Source organism: Sphingomonas sp. SP4, assembly GCF_058313375.1.
This window is the reverse complement of sequence record NZ_JBZFLE010000001.1, coordinates 811,976-834,348: the sequence shown is the minus strand read 5'-3', so window position 1 is coordinate 834,348 and position 22,373 is coordinate 811,976. Positions and strand designations below refer to the sequence as shown.

General features: G+C 60.7%; 14 protein-coding genes. 6 read left to right on the top strand and 8 right to left on the bottom strand.

The annotated features are described in order from the left end of the window. The first annotated feature begins 43 nt into the window (after positions 1-43). The 3 genes from AC4GYV_RS04220 to AC4GYV_RS04210 are packed head-to-tail and all read left to right on the top strand — an operon-like array spanning position 44 to position 3,029. Complete coding sequence (locus AC4GYV_RS04220; protein WP_491099408.1) at positions 44-1,513, top strand: carboxylesterase/lipase family protein; 1,470 nt, start codon at positions 44-46, stop codon at positions 1,511-1,513. Then, a complete protein-coding gene (locus AC4GYV_RS04215; protein WP_491099407.1) occupies positions 1,510-2,250 on the top strand; it encodes a GDSL-type esterase/lipase family protein in 741 nt (246 codons plus the stop codon). Before AC4GYV_RS04220 ends, AC4GYV_RS04215 begins: the two co-directional genes overlap by 4 nt. Beyond that, on the top strand, positions 2,247-3,029 hold the full coding sequence (locus AC4GYV_RS04210) for a class I mannose-6-phosphate isomerase (RefSeq protein WP_491099406.1): 783 nt from the start codon (positions 2,247-2,249) through the stop codon (positions 3,027-3,029). The genes AC4GYV_RS04215 and AC4GYV_RS04210 overlap by 4 nt, the downstream gene beginning before the upstream one ends. Here AC4GYV_RS04210 and AC4GYV_RS04205 read toward each other — a convergent pair. The 5 genes from AC4GYV_RS04205 to AC4GYV_RS04185 form a co-directional block, all read right to left on the bottom strand. Continuing rightward, entirely contained in the window at positions 3,010-3,885 is an 876-nt protein-coding gene (locus AC4GYV_RS04205; protein WP_491099405.1) for an ROK family protein, read from the bottom strand. The genes AC4GYV_RS04210 and AC4GYV_RS04205 overlap by 20 nt on opposite strands. Further along, positions 3,882-5,408 (bottom strand): tryptophan halogenase family protein, encoded by a 1,527-nt coding sequence (locus AC4GYV_RS04200; protein WP_491099404.1) that lies wholly within the window; start codon positions 5,406-5,408, stop codon positions 3,882-3,884. The genes AC4GYV_RS04205 and AC4GYV_RS04200 overlap by 4 nt, the downstream gene beginning before the upstream one ends. Continuing rightward, complete coding sequence (locus tag AC4GYV_RS04195; RefSeq protein ID WP_491099403.1) at positions 5,405-6,904, bottom strand: tryptophan 7-halogenase; 1,500 nt, start codon at positions 6,902-6,904, stop codon at positions 5,405-5,407. Before AC4GYV_RS04195 ends, AC4GYV_RS04200 begins: the two co-directional genes overlap by 4 nt. After that, the gene (locus tag AC4GYV_RS04190) at positions 6,901-8,442 is read right to left on the bottom strand and encodes a tryptophan halogenase family protein (protein WP_491099402.1); all 1,542 of its coding nucleotides are present in this window, start codon (positions 8,440-8,442) and stop codon (positions 6,901-6,903) included. The genes AC4GYV_RS04195 and AC4GYV_RS04190 overlap by 4 nt, the downstream gene beginning before the upstream one ends. Before the next feature lie 146 nt (positions 8,443-8,588). Next, on the bottom strand, positions 8,589-12,176 hold the full coding sequence (locus tag AC4GYV_RS04185; RefSeq protein WP_491099401.1) for a TonB-dependent receptor: 3,588 nt from the start codon (positions 12,174-12,176) through the stop codon (positions 8,589-8,591). Positions 12,177-12,626: 450 nt separating this feature from the next. On the opposite strand from AC4GYV_RS04185, the gene AC4GYV_RS04180 reads away from it, so the two are divergent. Further along, on the top strand, positions 12,627-13,952 hold the full coding sequence (locus tag AC4GYV_RS04180; protein WP_491099400.1) for a glycoside hydrolase 5 family protein: 1,326 nt from the start codon (positions 12,627-12,629) through the stop codon (positions 13,950-13,952). Here the strand turns inward: AC4GYV_RS04180 and AC4GYV_RS04175 are convergent. Next, positions 13,949-15,148, bottom strand: a complete 1,200-nt coding sequence (locus AC4GYV_RS04175) for a glycoside hydrolase family 27 protein (protein WP_491099399.1) — start codon at positions 15,146-15,148, stop codon at positions 13,949-13,951. The genes AC4GYV_RS04180 and AC4GYV_RS04175 overlap by 4 nt on opposite strands. A gap of 86 nt (positions 15,149-15,234) precedes the next feature. Here AC4GYV_RS04175 and AC4GYV_RS04170 point away from each other — a divergent pair, with 86 nt between their 5' ends. Both AC4GYV_RS04170 and AC4GYV_RS04165 read left to right on the top strand, forming a co-directional pair. Continuing rightward, positions 15,235-16,857 carry a DUF5597 domain-containing protein gene (locus tag AC4GYV_RS04170; protein WP_491099398.1) on the top strand — a complete coding sequence of 541 codons (1,623 nt, stop codon included), beginning with the start codon at positions 15,235-15,237 and terminating at the stop codon, positions 16,855-16,857. Continuing rightward, positions 16,854-19,727, top strand: coding sequence for a TIM-barrel domain-containing protein (locus AC4GYV_RS04165; RefSeq protein WP_491099397.1), 2,874 nt, complete (start codon positions 16,854-16,856; stop codon positions 19,725-19,727). Before AC4GYV_RS04170 ends, AC4GYV_RS04165 begins: the two co-directional genes overlap by 4 nt. On the opposite strand, the gene AC4GYV_RS04160 is transcribed toward AC4GYV_RS04165, so the two are convergent. Together AC4GYV_RS04160 and AC4GYV_RS04155 are read right to left on the bottom strand one after the other, a co-directional pair. Further along, on the bottom strand, positions 19,724-21,358 hold the full coding sequence (locus AC4GYV_RS04160) for an alpha-L-fucosidase (protein WP_491099396.1): 1,635 nt from the start codon (positions 21,356-21,358) through the stop codon (positions 19,724-19,726). The two genes, AC4GYV_RS04165 and AC4GYV_RS04160, sit on opposite strands and share 4 nt — an antisense overlap. Next, positions 21,359-22,351, bottom strand: coding sequence for a cupin-like domain-containing protein (locus AC4GYV_RS04155; RefSeq protein WP_491099395.1), 993 nt, complete (start codon positions 22,349-22,351; stop codon positions 21,359-21,361). Positions 22,352-22,373 lie beyond the last annotated feature (22 nt).

The following is a 22,373-nucleotide window of genomic DNA, read 5'->3' as shown; positions in this document are numbered from 1 at the left end:
AGGGTTAGCGCTAACGTCGGCCGGACCTCAGAAGGAGCGCCGCTTGTCGAAATTGTTCTTCGTTGGATCGTTAGTGCTTGCCCTCTTCTCCTGCGCACCTGCGAAAGCTCAAGTGGTCCGCGTCGACGGCGGTGCAGTGACCGGCAAGGCGTGGAACCGCGGATATCTATTTCGAGGCATTCCGTTCGCGGCGCCGCCCCTTGATGAATTGCGGTGGAAACCACCGCAGCCGGTACGGCCTTGGAGCGGCACCCGCGCCAGTGTCGAGCAGCCCGCTTCTTGTCTGCAGAACGACTATGGCTGGAACCACGGCGACTTCCTGATCGGCAATGAAGACTGCCTCACGCTTGATGTCCGCACGCCGTCGTTGACCGGAAAGCTGCCCGTGCTCGTGTGGATCCATGGCGGCAGCAATCGCGCGGGGGGTCCGAACGACATCGTGCTTTCCGATGTCGGCAAGCAGGTCGTGATCGTGGGCGTCCGGTATCGGCTCGGGATTTTCGGCTTCCTGTCGCATCCCAAGCTCACGGCGGAACAGGGCGCTTCCGGCAATTACGGCCTGATGGACCAGATCGCCGCCTTGCGGTGGGTCCAGCGCAACATTGCGAAATTCGGCGGCGACCCCGCGAACGTAACGATCGCCGGCGAATCCGCAGGATCGCAAGACGTAAGCCTGCTGCTCACCGCTCCGGCTGCCCGGCCGCTCTTCCACAAGGCGATCATGGAAAGCGGCACGCCGGGCTTCGGCTTGCCTTTCCGTCCGCTCACTGAGGCGGAGCAAATTGGAGCTCAGGCCGACGGCTTGCTCGGTTCAGGCGGTCAGCTCGAGAAGATGAGGCACGCCTCTCCCGCGGCCCTGCTTCAGGTCGACAAGCATCTTCACGACGACGCGTTGGAAGCTGACGATTATTTGTGGCTCAGGACCACGGTCGACGGCTCAGTGTTGCCGAAGTCTCCCGCTGAGCTGTTGAAGGAGGCGCCGGCCAAGCCTGTGATCGTGGGTTCAAACCGGTTGGAGCTAAATCTCCCCGGCGACCGTCCACACCGCGACGCGTTCGTCGCTAAGGCATTCGGTGCGAACGCCGCGAAAGCCCGAGCATATTACCGCCTAGACGAACTCGATCCTCCAGAAGACACGCGGCTCGGAACGCGAGACCAGCAGATCGCCACCGATGTGACGTTCCGCTGCCCGGCATCACGCTTCGCCTCAATCATGGCTGCGAAAGGTGCGCCTGTGTGGAATTACGAGTTCGACGCCGCTCCGAACGGCGGGAAGACCTCGCACGCGCTGGAAATCCAATATGCCTTCGGTGAGGCGACTTTCGCGCCCGGGCTGTCGCTCAACCCCTATTGGATCAACTTCATTCGCTCGGGCGGCCCAAACGGAACCGGCCTGCCGCCGTGGCCCAAGTTCCAAACCGATGCTCCAACGCACGTGCTGTTCGACGCGCGCGGCGTGACTGCGTTGCCGCCCGATCGCGCTGAAATCTGCTCATTAATGGAGAGACTGTGACGAAGCTCAGCCGCCGCACCCTGATCCAGACGAGCCTCGCCGCGCCGCTCGTCTTCGCTGCTGCGCCGGCTGCAGCCGAGACGTTCGAAGAGCAGTGTAAGCGCGAGTTGATGCCGACGTTTGATTTCCCGAACTTCGCGAAATATCGCGCGGACAACGAGAAACTGATCGCGTCGAAAGAGCGCATCGACGCGGTCTTCCTCGGGGATTCCATCACCGAGGGCTGGAAGGACAAAAGGCCCTCCTTCTTCTCCGCGGGGAGAATCGATCGAGGGATTAGCGGTCAGACCACTCCACAGATGGTCCTCCGGATGATGGCCGATGTCGTGCGTCTGAAGCCCAAGGCAGTGCATATAATGGCCGGAACCAACGATATTGCAGGCAATACGGGACCGATGACCCCCGCGATGACTCACGACAATTTCCGCGTGATGAGCGACATCGCACGCAGTCATGGCATCAAGCTGCTAGTCGCCTCCATTCCGCCGGCAGCCTCGTTCCCGTGGCGGCCCGGACTAGAAACGAAGAAGCCGATTGCCGACATGAATCGCTGGCTGAACCGATTCGCCCAAAGCAGCGGCGCAACCTGGGTGAACTACGACGCGGTTCTCGATGACGGAACCGGAGCCATGCGGCCGGGCCTGGCGTATGACGGCGTTCATCCGACGGAAGCTGGCTACGACGCGATGGCGACGGTGGTCGAACCCATCCTGAAGCGCGTATTGAGCGCCACATGAAGCTCGAACGCCGTTACGTCGAAAAGCCCTGGGGCCGAACTCAGCTCCCTCCCATGTTCGATCCGCCGGCCGGTGAGCGCATCGGGGAAGTTTGGTTCACCAACGGAACCGACCTGCCTCTGCTGGCGAAATATATCTTCACAAGCGAGCGGCTCTCGATCCAGGTGCATCCGAACGACGAGCAGGCGCGTGAGCGGGGACTCGTCAGCGGCAAAAGCGAATGCTGGTACATTCTCGACTCGGAGCCTGGCGCGACGCTGGGCCTCGGGGTCAAGCGCGAGCTGTCAGCGGAGGAACTTCGGACCGCCGCCCTCGACGGCTCAATCGAAGAGCTAATGGACTGGCGCCCGGTGAGTGCGGGTGAGTTTGTCTTCGTGCCTTCCGGAACTATCCACGCGATTGGTGCAGGCATTTCCTTGCTCGAATTCCAGCAGAATTCGGACGTGACCTACCGCCTTTACGATTATGGTCGTCCGCGTGAGCTGCACTTGGACGATGGCGTGACAGTTTCGAACGCGGGACCATTTCCTGAGAGACTAATTCAACACTTGGCGGGCACCGATGAGCGAACGCTGGTCGATGGTCCGCATTTCACTCTCGTCCTAACGAGGGATGATGCGCTGGAGGACCGGCTACGGTGGGTACTTCCGATCGACGGCGAAGTGCGGTCGCGCGACATCACCGGCGGACCCGGCGATTGCCTGCTGCTCCAACCAAATGACAAGCTCCAAAGTTCGGGTGGCCGAATACTGATTGGAGCTACTTCGCAGCACTCATAGCGAGAGCGATCGCGCCGAGAGGACCGGCGTCGCTGCCGAGCATCGGCGGTCGAATATAAGCCTCACCCGCAGGCAGCTGCATGTAACCGTTCAGGCTATCGACCAGCATGCGCTCTATCCGACCTAGCAAGTGAGGCTGCTTCTCCATCACGCCGCCGCCAAGAGCGATTGCGCGCGGCGCTGCAGCGCAGACGATGGCGTGGCACATCTGCGCAACCGCCCAGGCGACGGACTCCCAGACGGGATCGCCCTCTCCGAGCTTGGCCAAGCGGCCGCCGACACGCGCAGTAAGCGATGGACCGGCCGCCAGCCCTTCCACGCAATCTCCGTGATAGGGGCATGACCCCGCGAAATTGTCGCCGTTCAACCGCGCCACACGAATATGGCCCAACTCACAGTGGGCGAAGCCGCGGGTCGGCTGGCCATTGACGATCAAGCCAACGCCTACTCCAGTGCCTACCGTGATATAGGCGAAGTCAGCCAAACCCTGGCCAACCCCCCATCGCATCTCCCCAAGGGCAGCGCCGTTGACGTCGGTGTCGAAGGCCGCCGAAACCTGTCGGACCTCGCGCAATCGTCGCAAGACAGGCGCATCTCGCCAGCCTGGCTTCGGCGTGCTCGTGATATTGCCATATCCCGACGAAGTCGGATCGAGATCCACCGGTCCAAAGCTCGCCACGCCAAGAGCTGCGTAGTCCCAGCTGGACAGGATTTGCTCAATTGCGCCGAGCGTCTCGTCGGGCGTGGTTGTGGGCAGCGTCTCGCGGGCCAAGATCTCATCCGGACCGCCTGCAAGGATGACGACGCACTTGGTGCCGCCGAGCTCGACTCCCGCAAATGGGACGGTTGAGCTCAAGCGGCGTTGCTGGCCGGCGCCGCAGCACAGCAGCGCGCAATGAACTCGCCGTGTGGCGGCAACTGATTGAGGCGCTGCTTGATCGCGGAGCGAATGCGCGCGAGCGTCAGTTCTAGATCATCCTCGGACATGGTGTCGGCAACCGGATGATAACCATGCGGCACGATCCCCTGGCCGTAGAGAATGGCGAACCAGCTCACCTCGCTGAACAGGTCTGAAAGCTTGGGCTTCACCTCACCGCGGGTACCGAACATCTCGATCTTCTCTGCAAGCGAGTCCGGGATGCTCATGTTGCGGCAATATTGCCAGAAGGGCGTGTCGTCCCGTTCGGTCACCTTGTAGTGGGCGATGATGAAGTCTCGGATGGTCTCATACTGGAACTGCATCTCGTCGTTGAAGCGATCGATCAGAACCGGATCGAAATTGCGGTCCGGGAAATAGTCGAGGACCTTTACGATCGCCGCCTGGATCAGGTGGATGCTCGTAGACTCAAGCGGCTCCAAGAACCCACTTGATAGACCTAGGGCGACGCAGTTCTTCTCCCACGACTTCTTGCGGCGCCCGGCTTTGAAGCGAAGCACTTTGGGATCTGCGAGTGCAGTCCCTTCAAGCGATTCCACCAGTTGCGTGGATGCCTGATCCTCGGACAAATATTCGCTGCAGAAGACGTAGCCATTGCCGGTGCGATGCTGCAACGGAATGCGCCATTGCCAACCTGCTTCGCGAGCCCGCGCTAGCGTGAAGGGCGTTGGCTCGGCCATGCGCTGCGCAGGAACGGCAGCAGCTCGATCATTTGGAAGCCACTGGCTCCAGTCTTCGTATCCGGTGCGATGAACGCCCTCGATCAAGAGGCCCCGAAAGCCAGTGCAGTCGATGAAAAAGTCCCCGGCGACGGACGAACCGTCGGCGAGGTCAACGGCTTCGATGAAGCCGCTTTCGGCGTTTTGTCGCACATTAACGACCTTGCCTTCCTTGCGGACCACGCCGCGACGCTCGGAATAGCGCCGGAGGTAGGCGGCGTAAGTCGCGGCGTCGAACTGGAAGGCGTAATTGACGTTCGGTTGCGGACCTGCCTGTGAGGGCTCGGCGCGTCCGAACCGACCAAGTCGCGCGGCCTCCGCTTCGACACTGAACTTCAGCTGGTCGGGATCGCCACCCGATTTCAGCCAGCGCAGCCAATACTGATTGAAGCTGATCCCGGTCTTAAGGTCGGCGCCAAGCAGCCCGAAATTATGGAAGTAGCTGTGGCCGAGCCGCCGCCAGTCGACGAATTCAATGCCCAGCTTGAACGTGGCATTTGTCTCCCTGACGAATTCATCCTCATCGATTCCGAGCAACTTATTGAAGGTTTGGATCGGCGGTATAGTGGATTCGCCGACGCCGACCGTTCCGATCTCCTCGGACTCGATCAGGGTGATGCGCCGCTGCGGCGTTCCGAGACTTTTCACAAAGGCAGCCGCGGCCATCCAGCCCGCGGTCCCGCCACCCACCACCACGATATGCTCGACCTGCTCCGCGCTCATAAATCTACCTTTGCCGGCGCAATACGGTGAAGCAGTTCGTCCACTCTTGGCATCTGCTGCGCCAACTGCGCTACGTCACGCAAACGTTGCTGCACCTTCTGGATATGCTGAACTTCGGGGACAGCGTCGATACGCGGATCGTAGCCCTTCGGGATCGCCCCACAACCGAGCATCAAGGAAGCCCAGCCGCTTTCCTGGAACGATTCCTCATCGTTTAGGGTTACCAGCGCCCGGGCATCGAACGTTTCCATCCGGCGCTCAAAGCTCGCCGGCATCACGGCGTCTCGCGCAGCATCCCAAAAAGGCTCGTCGAACCTTCGATTGAGCTTGTAGTGAGCCGCCTGAAAGTCTCGCAAATTCTCACCGAATAGGCGCACCGCAGGGTTGAATGCCTCCGCCTCCGGGAACTCCTCGGCTCTCGCGGGAAAGAGGCTGATGAGATGCGAGATGCAACCATGGGTGACATGCAGGTCGAGCGCATCGATGGGATCGCAGGCGATCGCTGCTTCACCGACGGAGACGCAGTTCCCAATCCATGGCCGAGCCTGCATACCGGGTCTCAACTGCCCGACGACGGCGTGGCCGGAAACTGGCATGCGTGAGATCACGCCGATCTGATCGGCGACAACCTCGTCCGTCGCGGCTGAGGAGTTGTAAGCCGCGACAACGGCGGTTCGGCGGCGAAGCGGGAAGAGACCTACCCAGCCTCCCCGAAATGCCGAAATCTGGCCGAATGCGGGAATGTCCGACAGCGGCGGACCGCTCGCCGCCAACAGGCGATTGCACGGAAGCCATGCACTCCACGACTCGAATTTCGAACCGTCGAGACGGTTGATCAATATTCGCTCAGGACCGGAGGCATCGATGTACAAATCGGCCGTAAGACGAGCGCCGTCTGAAAAGTCGAGCCCGGCGATGCGGTCACCTTCCACAGAAATCTTGGTCAACGGGCTGGCTACTGCTTCAACCCCGATACGCAGCGCAAACTGCTTCGCGAGCTCCGCATAAGCCAGGGCGTCGAGGTGGTAGCCGTAGCTAGCCGAGTAAGGAGCGCCGGGCACATCGGGAACAGGGACCCGTCCCAACCGCGCGCACACACTTCCGAGTGAGAAATCTTCGAAGCCCACGCGAAGGCCCTCAGCCGCTCCCTTCACCCAATACTGAACGAACGGCAGATCCCCACCGGGCGGGGGCTGGTCATCGTAGGCAACGTAATAAGGGACACCTCCCCTCGCCCAATTCGAGAAGCGCTGCCCGGCCATCGGAGTGCCCTGACAAGCGCCGAGCACGATACGCTCTTCAAGGCCAAGCAACTGGTGCAGTGAGCCGAGAGACGGCACGGCTGCATAAACGTCGACGGGCGCCCTGAGCGTCGCAAGCTCCACAACGTGGACACGCAAGCCGGTGCGTCCGAAGGAGCGCCTAAGCGCGGCTGCTGCAAGCCAAGCCGTCGCATCGCGGCCGACAACGACAACCGATTTGATGCCGGCGCTCACAGCCGCTCTTCCGCCTCGTGCAAGACCGATTGCTTAGCCTCTTGCGAATTGGCGTATTTGGCGATGAAGGACGAATGCTTCGGCATTTCGTCAACGCGTTCGCGGATCTCCAGTCTCAGCTCCTCGAGATCGCTTAACATTCGCTCAAGCGGCAGAGCGTCGGCCAGGGGATGATAGTTTTCCGGGATCATCCCCTGCCCAACCAGGACGCTAAGCCAGCTTGCTGGGGTGAATAGGCCGTCCTTGTAGGATTCAATGATTCCCGATCGACGGAACAGCTCCATCTTGCGGCGCAAGCTGTCCGGCACGTCCATCGCGCGGCAATAACGCCAGATCTCCGCGTCATCGCGATCCATCAAACGGTAATGCAGGATCAGGAAGTCGCGGATGCGCTCATATTCAATCTCCATCCTGTGATTGAATTCCTTGGGCAACCGCGGATCGCGCCCGCTCGTCGGGAACAGTGGAAGCAGGTGCATGATCGCGATCTGCACCAGATAGATGCTCGTCGATTCGAGTGGTTCGAGGAAACCGCTTGAAAGACCGAGGGCCAGGCAGTTGCGGTGCCACGACATCTTGCGTCGGCCCGCTTGGAACCGCAGCAATCGCGGATCCGCGAGAACGGGTTCGTCCAGGCTTTGCAGCAGCTCATCAACCGCTTTGTCTTCATCAACGAACTGGCTCGAAAAAACGTAACCGTTGCCCGTGCGATGCTGCAGCGGGATGCGCCAGCGCCATCCTGCCTTCATCGCCGTAGAGCGCGTGTAGGGCGTAAGCTCGCCTACGCGCTCAGTCGGTACGGGGATGGCGCGGTCGCAGGGAAGCCACTTCGACCAGTCTTCCCATTCGACGCCGAGCTTGTCGCCGAGCAACAGCGAGCGGAAGCCAGAGCAGTCGATGAAGAAGTCCCCCGCAATGCGCTCGCCTGACTCAAGAACGAGCGCGCTAATTTCGCCGCTTTCAGGGTCCTGTTCGACATTGCGGACCTTGCCTTCGATGCGCTCAAGGCCTCGCGCCTCGCATACGATACGCATGTATTGGGCGTAGAGGCTCGCGTCGAAATGATAGGCGTAGCTGAAGGTCGAATTGACCGTCGGCTTGTCCTTCGCAGGGAAATCGAACCGATTTGCCTGGGCGGCCATCACCGCGAACGAAAATTCCTGCACATCCCAATCGCGCCCCGCCTTCACGGCGCGAAGCCATTGGTGATGGAACGAGTGCCCCGAATTTGGGCCGCCGTGGGCCCCGAATGGGTGAATGTAGCGAGAACCCTTGAAGCCCCAATCGACGAACTGGATGCCCAGCTTGAACGTCGCATTGGTGGCCCGCATCATCTCGGCTTCATCGACGCCGATTGAATCGTTGAAATCCTTGATGTGCGGCAGGGTTGCTTCGCCGACGCCAACAATCCCGATCTCATCGGATTCGACGAGCCTGACGTTGCAGCGGCTTCGCGGCAGGAGGGAAATCAATGCTGCGGCAGCCATCCAGCCGGCAGTGCCCCCGCCGAGGATCACTACTTCAACAGGCCGATTCACGCTTCTTCCGTCTCCTTGCTCTTGTTGATGAAGAGCTAGTCGATGCGCGCGACCAGGTCACGCAAGAGTATCAAAGAAAAGGGGCGCTGCTCGTTGAAGCAGCGCCCCCTCTCGCTTTGACGACGACTCGTTCGCCGTCGCTGGGATCAGAGACCGCGCTCGGGCGCCGCTGGCGGCGGCGGAGGCGGCGGAGCTGGGCAAGTAGCCGTCGCCTCGATCACCGTTCCATCCGCACAAGTCTGCGTTGCGGGCGCAGGTGGCGGCGGCGGTGGTGCGGGCGGCAATGGCGCCGACGGCTTTGCCCCCGACTCGAGCTTCCAACGGGCCCCGAAGATGAAGCGGCGATCGTTCTGGAACCAGCCATTCGGAGCGAGATTGATGCCCTCGGGGCTCTCGCTATCCGTGACCTGCTGATAGAGGACCGTCTTGGTGTTGAGCAGGTTGCTTGCTTCAATACTGAGCTCAACCGTGTTCGTGGGACGATAGCGGATGGACGCGTCGAGATAACCCGCGCCCTTCTGCCAGACTGGCAGATAGACGCAGCAATCAACCACCGTAACGAGATACTTCGAGCGATAGTTATAAGCGAGGCGCGCCGAGATCTTCTTCTTCTCGTACATCGCGACAAGGTTGTAGGTCCACTTCGACAAACCCTCGAGCGCACCCGGATTCAAGGCGGTGCCATTCGTGCCCGTATTCGTCTGTTGCCCGCCGGTACTGCCGACTGGCGTCAAGCCCGAGTTCGGAACACCGCTATCGTGCACGTACGTCGCGTTGGCCTGAACGCCAATGCCGTCCCACGGAGCTGGCAAGAAGTCAAAGAAGCGCTGATATGCGGCTTCAAAGCCCCAGAGCTTTGCGCCCTTCCCGTTTGCCGGGCCGCGGACCTGGACTGTACGTGTCGCCCCATTGTTCGTGACGTCGAGGTCGAAAATGCCGTACTGGATGTAGTCCTGGAACGTCTTGTAGAAGCCGGCGAGACTGAACTGCCCAACGTTGGCGAAATAATTCTCCAGCGAAAGATCGAACTGCCAAGCCGAGGTGGGCCTCAGATACGGGTTGTAAGCCTGTGCGCTATAGGTCGGATTGACGCCAATCGGCTGCCCTGTTGCCGGGTCGATTATCCACCTGGAGTCACCCTGAAGGTCAGCTTGCGCCGTGTTGGGCAAGGTCATCCCGATCTGAGTGAAATTCTTCAGCAAGCCGAAGTCCGGCCTGGATATCGCCTTCGACGCCGCGAAGCGGATGAGCCAAGTTGGCGTCAAGTCTAAGCGCAGGTTGAAGCTGGGCAAGAAGTGATGGAACTTGTTCTTGGCAGACACCAGCGTACCGCCACCGGAAGCAAACGCTTGGTCCTCAGGCGACAGATAGCAATATGCTGGATAATAAGCCGCGCCGTTTGATGGTGGTGTGAAGCCCGGGTCACCTGGGGCTAGCGCGTTTCCTACAATCCCGCCTGGTACTGCTGGAATGTGTGGACACAGCAGTGGGTTGAGGCCCGGGATCGTCGGATACTGAACCGATCCGCTACTATCATCCTTCGTCCCGATATAGCGAAGACCGATATTTCCGGAGAGCGGTAACTGTCCACCTAACAACGCATTGGGGCCACCAAATTTGAGCATGGCGTAGAGGGCAGTTGTCTTTTCCCCCACATCGGCAATTTCATTTTGGGTGAAGCAGCTGTCGGGAAGTTCGACAGGTGTGACCCCTGGAATCTGACCGTTGCGCTGACAGATCGGAATGAATTGCCCGACGCCGGTCAGCTCGCGGCTAAATTCGTCGGCACGATGCTGGTCGAGGAAATTGAACGGCACGAAGGGGAAGCTTCCGACATTGCCGCCGAAGAACCCTGCCCCGAACGGCTCGACCGAATAAAACCCGCTAGGATAGCCGTTGAAGACTTCTCCCGTGCCTGTGCAGACAGCCGAGCTCGGCTGACTGTCCAGGTTCCAGTATGGATGCCCGTTTCCACAATTCGTCCAGGTGTTGGCGACATTCTGCCAGTTGTAGGTGCTCCAACGAACGGTTTGCTGACGATCGGCGTAACGCGCGCCGAACTTCAAGCTGTTCAGCCAGTCAGAATGGAAATCGTACTCGCCGTCGCCACGAAGTGCGAGCTCATGACCGTGGCTGTCCTCCAGGTGATCCATGACCGAACGGAGGTACCAGTTGTTGGGGTTCGACAAACCGCCGGCAGACTGATTGATGTTCGATGGGTCGAACAAGGTAAGCCGGGGATACGTCCCCGAAGCATCCAGCCCCACGTTTGCGAACGAATGCATTTCGATCGACAGGTCATAGTTGTCGATCTGGGAGTCGATATACTGCCCATCGAGATTGAACCGGAGGTCGTTCGTCGCTTCCCATTTCAGGTTTAGCGCTCCCACCTGCGTCATGTTGCGGTTCTGGTTGATACGGCTTCCGGTACCGGTCTCTGACCCGTATGGCGCCGATCCATCCGCGCCGTACTCGCATCCCGGAGAGTTCGTCGCTGCCGCCCAACCGTAGCACTGGTTGAACATCTCCTGCCCCTGGTCATTCAGACCGAAGCCGCGTTGGGTACCCTCCGCACCCCACCAGCCGGCAGCGCTGAATGGACGGACGATCACACCGGTCTGGAAGTTGCCATCGGAGTCGAAGGTGAAATCCGGCGTGCCAGGGGCCGGGATCGGGATGCGTCCACCAAGATTTCCGCCGCCGACAACTCGCGTACGCGCGTCTTGCTGCCACAAGTCGGGTCCTAGACCAAATACTCCGAACGACCTCTCTTGCCAGTTGTTCTTGTACAACGAGCGGTCGTATTGAGCGGTGAAGAGCCACTTGTGGTCGTTGCTGCGCCACTGTGCCGACGCGGAAACACCGGTACGCTTGCGGTCGTATTCGTTATCCAGGAAGTTGAGCGAGTACGGGATGTAAACCGTCGCAGGCCAGTTCGGCGCGCCATTATCGATAACGGCGGTACGTCCGTATTGGATTCCCTGCGACCTGGTTTTGACCTGCGAGTAAGCAAGCGTGCCCATGATGCCGATCTCGCCGATGCCCGTCTGCCAGCGATTGCTGTAGAAGGCGCCGACGTCTGGCGTCCATTTCTTGTCGAGGTCGCCATAGTTGGCGCGGGCGCCAACCTGAATCAGCTGACCGCTGGCATCGAACGGCAAGCGGGTGCGAAGGTTGATCAAGCCGGCGATGCCGCCCTCGATCATGTCCGCCGTCTGGTTCTTGTACGTGTCGACGCCGGCGAGGACTTCCGGCGTGATGTCGGACCAGCTGAGACCGCGGCTGCTGTTCGCGCTGAAGGTGTCGCGACCGTTCCATTCAGAACGGACCTGCGGAAGACCGCGAATGATGACGCCTGAGGGTTCGGCCGAGAAGTGCGCGGTATCGCTGGTCGCCGCGAAGCGGTTCACCGTAACACCCGGGACGCGTTGAAGGGCTTCCGCGACGGACTTGTCCGGGAATGCGCCGATGTCGGTAGCCGTGATCGAGTCTACGACCGTGTCAGCGTTCCGCTTGATCTGCTGCGAAGTGCGCAACGCGCGCTTCGTACCCGTGATGATGATCGCGCCCTTGCCGTTGTTGCCGGGCTCATTCTGCGACGCGTTGGGATTGGTCGACTGACTGATCGCCTCGCCCGCGGGAGTTTGCGGTCCGTTGTCGGGGGTCGACTGAGTGGTCGGCTGGGCCGGATCCGGCTGGTTTTGTGCGTACGCGAGCGAAGGCTGCAAAAACACCGCGCCAAGAACCAGTGTCGAAGCGCCACACTTCAATGCGCGCGACGACGAAAACCGAGCTTTCCGAACCATGCAAGTCTCCCCTCAAAGACCCAGTTGCATCAAAAGACGCGACGCAACGGCACTCCCGATTCGGTGGGTTGTGATAGCGCTACCAAACCAGTCTCAGAACTCTTCAGGCCGTTGAGATTCTTATGTTCTCGGCCTCGGTTCGAGCGGGCTTGGTTTTAAATCTCCCCCCACCCACAAACGTGAGCGACTGTCATTGGTATGTAAGAAACTGATTCAGTCAATCGCCCGATTTAACATCGCTGCAAGCAGGAACGTTTCTGTTGCTCGCGGAACACATGAAACCGGTTACACGGTCCGTTAGCGGTAACACACGAGCTTGTGACCCGTCGGACCCATCGATACGCAACGGCAAAATTGCTGCGGAATCGGGGGCTCTAAATGTTGACGCGTCGCGATGTGATGATTGCAGTTCCGGCGGTGCTCGGCGGATGCACAACCGCTGCTGCGGCACCCAGGCCAACATATGTCAAGACTTCGGGAAGGCGCTTCGACTTCGGTGGCCAGCCGAACCGGATTGCCGGCACCAATATGTGGTACGCCGCATATCTTGGTGCCGATGCACCGATCGGAAATCGTAACCGGCTCAAGCGCGAGTTCGACAAGCTCAGCTCGCTCGGGATCAACAACGTGCGAATCCTAGGAAGCTCGGAATTGTCGCCGCTAAAGAATTCGGCGCGACCCACGTTTCGAGACCAGAGTTCGAACTATAATGAAGCGCTCCTGCGCGGCCTCGATCATGCGCTCGCGGAGATGGGGAAGCGCGGACTGACTGCCGTCATCTACCTAACCAACTTCTGGGAATGGTCAGGCGGCATGATGACCTATCTCTACTGGACCAACGGCGGCCACTACATCGACATGAACGACCCGGCACATCCGTGGCCGGAGTTCGCCGATCGTTCGTCGGAGTTCTATGCCTCAGCGCCCGCGGTCGCGATGTATCACGATTACATTCGTGCAGTCGTCTCGCGCCGTAACACCATCACCGGCAAGCTCTATCGGGACGATCCGGCGATCATGGCGTGGCAGTTGGCCAACGAGCCCCGGCCCGGCGGAAGCAAGGAAGTCGGCAACAAGCACATGGCCGCTTATCTCCGCTGGATCGATGCTACGGCTCGGCTGATCAAATCGCTCGACCCGAACCACATGGTTTCAACGGGTAGCGAGGGCACCCAAGGCTGCATCGAAAGCGATCAATGCGTCGTCGACGCGCACAGCTCCCCTTCGATCGATTATGTGACCGCACATATCTGGCCGCAGAACTGGAGCTGGGCGGATCCCAAGGATCTTGCCGGAACCTGGCCAACAGTCGAGAAGAATACCCGCGACTATATTGCGAAGCAGGTCGCGGTGGCGAAGCGTCTCAACAAGCCGTTGGTGATCGAAGAGTTCGGATTCCCCCGTGAGGGTGGGAGCTTCGACGCAGGCACATCAACGACGTTCAAGGACCGCTTTTACAGCCTGATCTACGCCGCCGTCTTGGACAGTGTCCGTTCTGGCGGACCGATCCAGGGGTGCAACTTCTGGGGTTGGGGCGGCGAAGGCCGGGCGGAGCACGCCGATCATCACTTCGTACGCGGTGATACGAGCTACGTCGGCGATCCGCCGCACGAGCCGCAGGGCTGGTACAGCGTCTTCGAAACCGATGCGTCAACGCAGGCGGTGATCAAATCGTACGCGAGTGCACTGAAGACTGCCGCCTAGGGCTGCAGCCTGAGCATCACAACGCCGTGCGGCTCGACGTCCGCTTCGAAGGCACCTGACCAACTCGGCAGATCACGATGAGCCCAAAGATCGCGCACCTTGGGACGGACCGAGGCCGGCAAATCCAATTGTTCCGAGGTCGCGCGGATGCGCTCAGGCTGATCCCCGCGATTGAACAGGACGAGCGCTCGCGCTCCACCGGTCAGCGACTTCACCCACACCTCGCGATCCCCGTCCTTCCACACGCGCCTGCCCTGCCGGCCCAGCGCATCCTGGTCGACGGCGATGACTTCCTTATTCAGCAGGATCGATCGCGTGCTCTCATCCATGTTCGCAATGTCGTTGCCCGCCATCAGCGGTGCGGCCATGATGGCCCAAAGCGAGAAGTGCGAACGATACTCGGCTGGCGTCATGCCGCCATTGCCGACCTCCAACATATCAGGATCGTTCCAGTGTCCCGGACCAGCGAAAGGCCAAAGCGGCTCATTGAGATCGACGATCTGCAGCAGTGTCAGAGCCCAATCGCGCTTCGGATCCTTCTTGTTGAAGCTGTCGAAGATGTCACCCGTCGTACGCCACAGATTGCCGGTGTTCTTCGCCCACAGCCAGGGCTTGGCAGTACCCCATTCACAGATTGAGAAGACGATGTTGCGACCGCTGGTGCGCAACGCATCGGCCATCACCGCATAGCCTTCCTGCGCGTTGCGGTCGCCCGTGCTGCACCAGTCGTACTTCAAATAGTCGACGCCCCAACGCGCGTACGTCAGCGCGTCCTGATATTCATGTCCCTGGCTCCCAGGACGGCCGCCGCAGGTCAGCCGGCCCGCATCCGAATAGATGCCGAACTTGAGCCCGCGAGAATGAACGTAGTCGGAGAGCGCCTTGATGCCTGAAGGGAAGCGTTGCGTGTCGGCGGTGATGAAACCATTCGCGTCACGCGGACCCTGCCAACAATCGTCGATCACGACATATTGATAGCCCGCGTCGCGCATGCCGGAGCTCACCATCGCGTCGGCAGTCGCGCGCACGATCTTTTCGTTCACGTCGCACGCGAACTTGTTCCAGCTATTCCAACCCATCGGCGGCGTCAGCGCGAGACCGTTCGGCGCCTTGTTGACCACTTCCTGCGTGGTCTCGGCCAAAGCGGATGCAGTACACAGGTTGGCCGCAAGAGCGAACCAAAGAACCCGTTTCACAATGCGCGACATACCCCTCCCCTGTGCCGGTGCGCCTCTTGCGTTAGCGCTACCAAACGGCAATGCAAACGGCCAAGGGGAGAATCATGCGAAGTTTGCGCAACCTGCTGATCGGCGCATTGCTGACGGTCAGTCCCGTTACGCTAAGTGCACAAACTCAATCCCTGCCGCATGTGGCTACTTCCGGCAGCAAGCATGCTCTCATTGTCGACGGTCAGCCTTACCTCATCCTCGGCGCACAGGCGCATAACAGCAGCAACTATCCAGCTGCCCTGCCGAAAGTGTGGCAGGTCATCCGTCAAATCAACGCGAACACTCTGGAGATCCCCGTCGCTTGGGAACAGATCGAGCCGCGCGAGGGCCGCTTCGATTTCTCGTACGTCGACACGCTCATTTCTGAGGCCCGGCAGAACAATGTCAGGCTCGTCCTGCTCTGGTTCGGCACGTGGAAGAACACGGGTCCTAGCTACACGCCCGAATGGGTGAAGGCGGACACGAAGCGCTTTCCGCGAATGATGACCAAGGAAGGCAAGACACATTATGTCCTCTCGCCGCACTCACGATCGACACTGGATGCCGACAAGCGCGCGTTTGTCGCGCTGATGCACCACATTCGCGACGTCGATCCGCAGCACACCGTCATCATGATGCAGGTCGAGAACGAGACGGGCAGCTATCAATCTCCGCGCGACTTCTCGCCTGCGGCTCAGCGCCTCTTCGACGGAGTGATCCCCGCCGAACTCGCGCGCAAGATCGGCAAGAGCGGTACCTGGACGCAAACATTCGGCGCACGCGCCGACCAGGCATTCAACGCCTGGTACACCGCACGCTATGTCGATGAGATCGCGGCGGCGGGCCAGGCCGAGCTCAACCTTCCGATGTATGTCAACGCAGCGCTCAGCAACCCTTTCAAGGAATCGGACGCGCAATATGGCGCAAGCGGCGGTCCCAACTGGACGGTCATCGACGTATGGAAAGCCGCAGCGCCGAACATCTCTTTGCTTGCTCCCGATATCTACGACCGAGACGACAAGGTCTATCTCAAGCAGCTTGAGAATTACGCCCGTACCGACAATCCGCTGTTCGTCCCGGAAACCGGAAACGCCCTAGAATATTCGCGCTTCTTCTGGGCCGCGCTCGGCAAAGGCGCGATCGGCTGGGCTCCATTCGGGATGGATGCGACCGGCTATTCCAATTACCCGCTCGGCGCAAAGGCGCTGGATGCCGAGACCATCAAAGCATTTGCATCGAAGTACGCACTCCTCGCGCCAATCGCGCGCGACTGGGCTCGGCTGTCCTTCGAGCATCCGACCTGGGGCGCAGTTCGCGTTGCCGACGGATCGGATCGAAGCGGCGTACTCGGCCGCTGGCGCATCACTACACAATATGGCCAGTGGCAGTTCGGCGAGAAGGACGCGACCTGGATCAAGACCGATCCCAACCCGAACAACGATCGTCCGGTCGGCGGTGCCGCCTTGATCCAGCTCGGCCCCGACGAATTTCTGATTGCCGGCTCGGACGTGCGCGTCCGCCTTTCACTCGCGAACGCCGCGGTGGGCGAGAACGTGCAGTTCCTCGACGTCCAGGAAGGGACATTTGAGAACGGACAGTGGCGCATGTCGCGCCGCTGGAACGGTGACCAAATTGACTACGGACTCAATCTGACAAGCCCGACCCTGCTCAAGGTTCGGATGGGGACCTATCGATGAGACTTAGCGCGATTGCGTATACGTTGGCGGGGATCAGCTCGGCCGCTTTTTCTCAAAGCTATCAGCGCACCGAAACCGGCATTATCGTCAGCCCGGCGCAAGGACCCGAAGCCGCCATTCGCCTGCAAGTTTACGGCGACGAGATCATCCGCGTCAGTTCGGGTCCCACCAAGGATGTGAACCTGCCGACTAGCCTGATGGTCGTCGCCAAACCGCGCAACGGCGGCTTCTCCGTCACCCAAAGGCCGGGCAGCGTCACGCTGAAGACAGCCAAGGTTTCAGCAGACGTCGACCTCGCTACCGGCAACGTCAGTTTCCGCAATGCGGCCGGGCAGCCTGTCCTCGCCGAAAGCGGCCCGCCCGTCTTCACACCGACGAGTGCCGACGGCAAACCGTTCCTCTCGGTCACCCAGCAATTCAATCGTGGCACGGATGAAGGCCTCTACGGCCTTGGCCAGCACCAGTACGGCCAGATGAATTACAACGGCGAGGACGTCGAGCTCGCCCAGCACAATATGGACGTGACGATTCCAGTCGTCGTCTCGACGCGCGGTTATGGCCTCTTGTGGGACAACAATTCGATCAGCCGCTTCGGCAACCCACGCCCCTACCCGCTTGCGGGAGCGCCGAACGACGGGCTCAAGGTTTCCGGCACGAATGGAGCAAGCGGCTGGACCGCGACCTACAGCGCGAACGGCAAGGTCATTGCTACTCGGCAGGAGCCGGTCATCGACCTGCAGTTTCTCGAGAACCGCAAGGACTGGCCAGCCGGCACACGCACCGCAAACGGCGGCGACAACATCCCCGGCCTGAGGGTCACGTGGACCGGCAAGGTCACGCCTTCTTCAGGCGGCCTGCACCGCTTCCGCCTCTACTCGTCCGGCTATGCGAAGGTGTTCGTCGACGGCCGCGAAGTGCTCGACCGCTGGCGGCAGAATTGGAACCCCTGGTACCACAATTTTGATATCGAGCTGGCCGCTGGCAGGGCGCATGACGTCCGCATCGAATGGGAGCCGCAGGGCGGCTACATCGGCCTGCTGCATAGCGATCCGCAACCGGACGCCGACCGCCACTCACTGACGCTAACTTCGGACGTGGGCCGCGGCCTCGATTATTACTTCGTCGGCGGCGGCAGTATGGACCAGGTGATCGGCGGCTATCGGACGCTCACCGGCAAGGCGCCGATCATGCCGAAATGGGCATACGGCTTTTGGCAAAGCCGCCAGCGCTACGAAACGCAGGATCAACTGCTCGGCGTGCTTCGCGAGTATCGCAAGCGTGGTCTCCCACTGGATAATATCGTGCAGGATTGGAACTACTGGCCTGAAGACCAGTGGGGCTGCCAGTGCTTCGACGCGGCACGCTTTCCGAACCCGAAAGCGATGGTGGACGAGATCCACAACAGCGGCGCGCACGTGATGATTTCAGTGTGGGCCAAATACTATCCGAACACCGCCAACTACAAAGAGCTGGATGCCGTTGGCGGCATCTACCGCAACATGGTGACACCGCGGCCAGGCGAGCCGACCGACCCCGACTATATCCACGCCATGTACCGCGACTGGATCGCGGCAGGATATCCGAACGCCTTCTACGATCCGTACAATGAGCGCGCGAAGGACATTTACGCACGCCAGGTCATCGATGGCATCGGCACCAAGGGCTTCGATGCGTGGTGGCTGGATTCCGACGAGCCGGACTTCCATTCCAACCTGTCGATCCCAGAGCGCACGCGCCGCATGGGCCCGACTGCAGCCGGCCCCGCAGCGTCGGTCTTCAACTCATTCCCGCTCGAGCATGTCGAAGGCGTTTACGATCATATGATCGCCTTCAAGCCGGACGTGCGCCCGTTCATCCTGACGCGCTCAGGCTTCGGAGGAATCCAGCGCGCTGGCGCGGCGATCTGGTCGGGCGACGTCACGTCGCGCTGGGACAATTTCCGCGAGCAGATCTCGGCGGGCGTTAATGCCGGCCTGTCGGGTTTGCCGAACTGGAGCCACGACATTGGCGGCTACACAATGGAGCCGCGGTTCCTGAAACCTACCGCGGCGGATCTCGCTGAATGGCGAGAGCTCAACACGCGCTGGTTCCAGTTCGGAGCCTTCTCGCCGATCTTCCGCAGCCACGGCGAGAACATCAAGCGCGAGATCTACGAGATGTCGCCGACCGGCTCGCCGACCTATAACTCGATGGTTTGGTACGATCGGCTTCGCTATCGTTTGATGCCCTACATCTACTCCAACGGTGCCGACACCTACTTCAAGGACGGAACCGTGATGCGCGGCCTTGTCATGGACTTCGCGGGTGACAAAAAGACCTGGGATATCGGCGACGAATATATGTTTGGTCCCGCGATCCTCGTCGCACCGGTAACCGAGTACAAGGCGCGCAGCCGCAAGGTCTATTTGCCCGCCGGCGCGACCTGGTACGATTTCTATACCGGGCGCAGCATCGCCGGCGGAGAAACCATCACGGCTGACGCATCATACGAGCGCATGCCACTGTTCGTCCGCGCTGGCTCGATCATCCCGACAGGACCCGCGATCCAGTTCACGGGTAACAACTCGCGCGCGCCGCTTACGCTCAATGTGTACACCGGCGCGGACGGGAGCTTCTCGGTCTATGAAGACGATGGCGTCAGCCGACAGTACTTGCATGGCAAGTATTCGCGCATCCCCGTCGCGTGGAGCGAGGCGACGAAAACCTTGACCATCGGTCCGCGCGAAGGCTCCTACGCTGGAATGGCAGGCAGCCGCGACATCGATGTGCGTTGGATGAAAGCGGGTCAGTCTCGCCCGCTCAACCTCGACGCGAAGCCCGACGCGACGGTTACCTATGACGGCCGCGCGCAAACCTTGAAGATGCGTTAGACGAGACCTCGTCCCGAAATCCGAAGCACCGGGACGAACACCCCGCCTTCGGCCGGCGGAAGTCGGACGCGAAGCGCCTGATCGTCACGATCGAATTGGAGGCTCGGACCCCCCAGGAGTTCCACTCGCTCGATGACCGCGTCGGGAATGGCGCTGCGGCCTAGCGCCCCAATCGCACTGCCGCGCTCCGGCCAGTCGAGGACGATGGCGTAGACGGCATCGCCTTTTCGCGTGAACCGGACGTCCTCGGCAGTGAACGGCTTAGCCTGCTCCTCATTGAGCATACCTACAGGCGGCTTCGTCGGTCCCTCCCCATAGACTCGCCACGGACGCGTTCCGAAGATCGCGTCACCGTTCCTCTGCGTCCAAGTCGCGATCCGGTCGACGATCGCCTCTTCCTTATCGTCGATCGTGCCGTTCCCGCGCACCGGAATGTTGAGCAGCAAATTGCCATTCTTCGACACGACGTCCGCCAGCCGCTGGATCACCTGCTTAGCGCTCTTGTAGCCGTTGTTCTCATAGACCCGGCGGTCGTAGTGCCAATTGCCGATGCAAGTATCCGTCTGCCACGGCACCTCGCGGATCTCGTCGAGCCAGCCGCGCTCCACGTCCTCTACGATCGCCCACCGTTGGATACCCTCTAGCTTCTTGCCGAAGATGACAACTTCGCGCTGCTTCTGAGCGGCCTGGCTGTAGTAGTAAGCAGCAGCGTCGAGCCCAGCCTGCCCCAGCGGCAATCCCGTATCGTCGAAGTACATGAGATCGGGCTGATAATCGTCGACGATCTGGTTCTGCCGAAGCAGCCAACTCTTCGTGAATTTAGGATTGAACGGCGGAGCCGCCTCGATCCACTCCCCATCCCGCGCCGCATGCCACGCGTCCATCGCTTTAGCTGAGCTGATCCCCGTGGGCGGCACGTAATACGGCCCTGTGTAAAGCTCCTGGGGATCAAGGCCATCCCAGAACTTACCCCGCCCATCCTTCTGGCGAAGCCAATAAGCGTCGTAGCGGCGCCCACGCATTGGCCCCTGCGCGTCGTAGCCGTATGCGGTCTGCCACCAATGCCACGCATGGCTCGAGTGGTTGGAAACGCCGAACTTCAGCCCCGCATCACGGACCAACGGCGCCCAGGTGCCGACGATATCGCGCTTCGGACCGACGCGAACGCTGTTCCACGCGTGATGCTTGCTCCCGAACAGGTCGAGATTGTCGTGATGGCAGCCCATCGCCATGAAGTAGCGAGCGCCGGCCTTGCGATAGCGGCTCAGCAGATATTGCGGCTGCCAGGCCTCGGCCTTCCACTGGCCGATGATATCGATGAACCCCGTCCGGCTCGGGTGCCCATAGTGCTTCAGGTGATGCTCGTAAGGGCTCTCGCCCTTCATCCACTCAGGTTTGGCCTGCATGTACATCAGGCGCCCGTACCAGTCGCCGAACTCAGGCTGGCACTGCGGACCCCAATGCGCCCAGATCCCGAACTTCGCATCCCGAAACCAATCGGGCACCCGATAGTGAGCGGCGAGCGAGGCCCAGTCCGGGCGAACCGGTCCACCACCCTGCACGACCAATGGCGGAACGACTGCTGAAGCTGCCGCCGAACCCAGGAATGATCGACGGTCGAGTTCGGTCATTCAGAGGCTCTGCAAAGCCCGCATGAGGAACTGCTTGATCATCCTCCGAAGCTCGGGTGTCGAGCGCCCGAGGAGACCGCGAGCCGATGGAGGAATATGTTCGGCCGGATTGCCGTTCAGCTGGAACACGTAATGGTCGAACAGGACCCGCCAAGCCTTCCGCTTGTCTTCGGACAAATGGCTGATCGTAAGGATGCCGTGTCCCAGCGCATGCATCGGCGAGCCGGCGTCTGCCGGTCCCGGGTTCCACCAGTAATTGACCAATATATTCAGATTGCCGGTAGCCTGCACGGCATGCCACCAAAGGGCCGGGATGTAGATCGCGTCTCCTGGCTCGAGATCCGCGACGATGGCGTGCTTCAGTGCCTCCCGAAACTTGGGAAAGCGCTCGAAATCCGGATTGTCGATGTCCACCATGCTGATCGGCTGCCCGGCGACCGTCCGGTCCAGCGGCCCGACGTAAAGGTTCGCGACCTGCTCAGGCGGGAACAGGATGAAGCGCCGGGGGCCAGAGACGACGCAAGCGATGTTGTCGGACTCGTCGTAATGCGGTGCGACGCGACTGGCATTGCCGATCCAGATCCGCGGTTCGCCGCCACGATCCGTCGCGATCCTGAGCGGATTGTCGTTCGCAAAGGCTGGCAGCATCCGTGATGTCGGAGTCGAGCCCATGTAGATCGAGCGATGGGCTTCCTTCGGATCGCCTAGCGTGGTCAGAAGCGTGGAAAGCGTCGTCTCCGCCGGAGTGAAATTGAAGCTCTCGACGTCCGGCTGATAGAAATAGCGGCCGTCTATTCCCTCATGTCCGAGGAATGCATGCACTCGCGATCCGTTGTCGCGTTCCTTCAGGTACTCTGAGATTTCCTGCGAAGAACGGCGAGCCGCCTGGACCGCCGGCCAATCGGAGACCAGCCCGTGAAGCACCGCGGGTTCATAGGCGCTCTCGACTTCCTGCTTGAAGCGCACTGCGTCGAGATTTTCGAAACTGCGCACCCGCCGCGCGCTGGCGAAATTG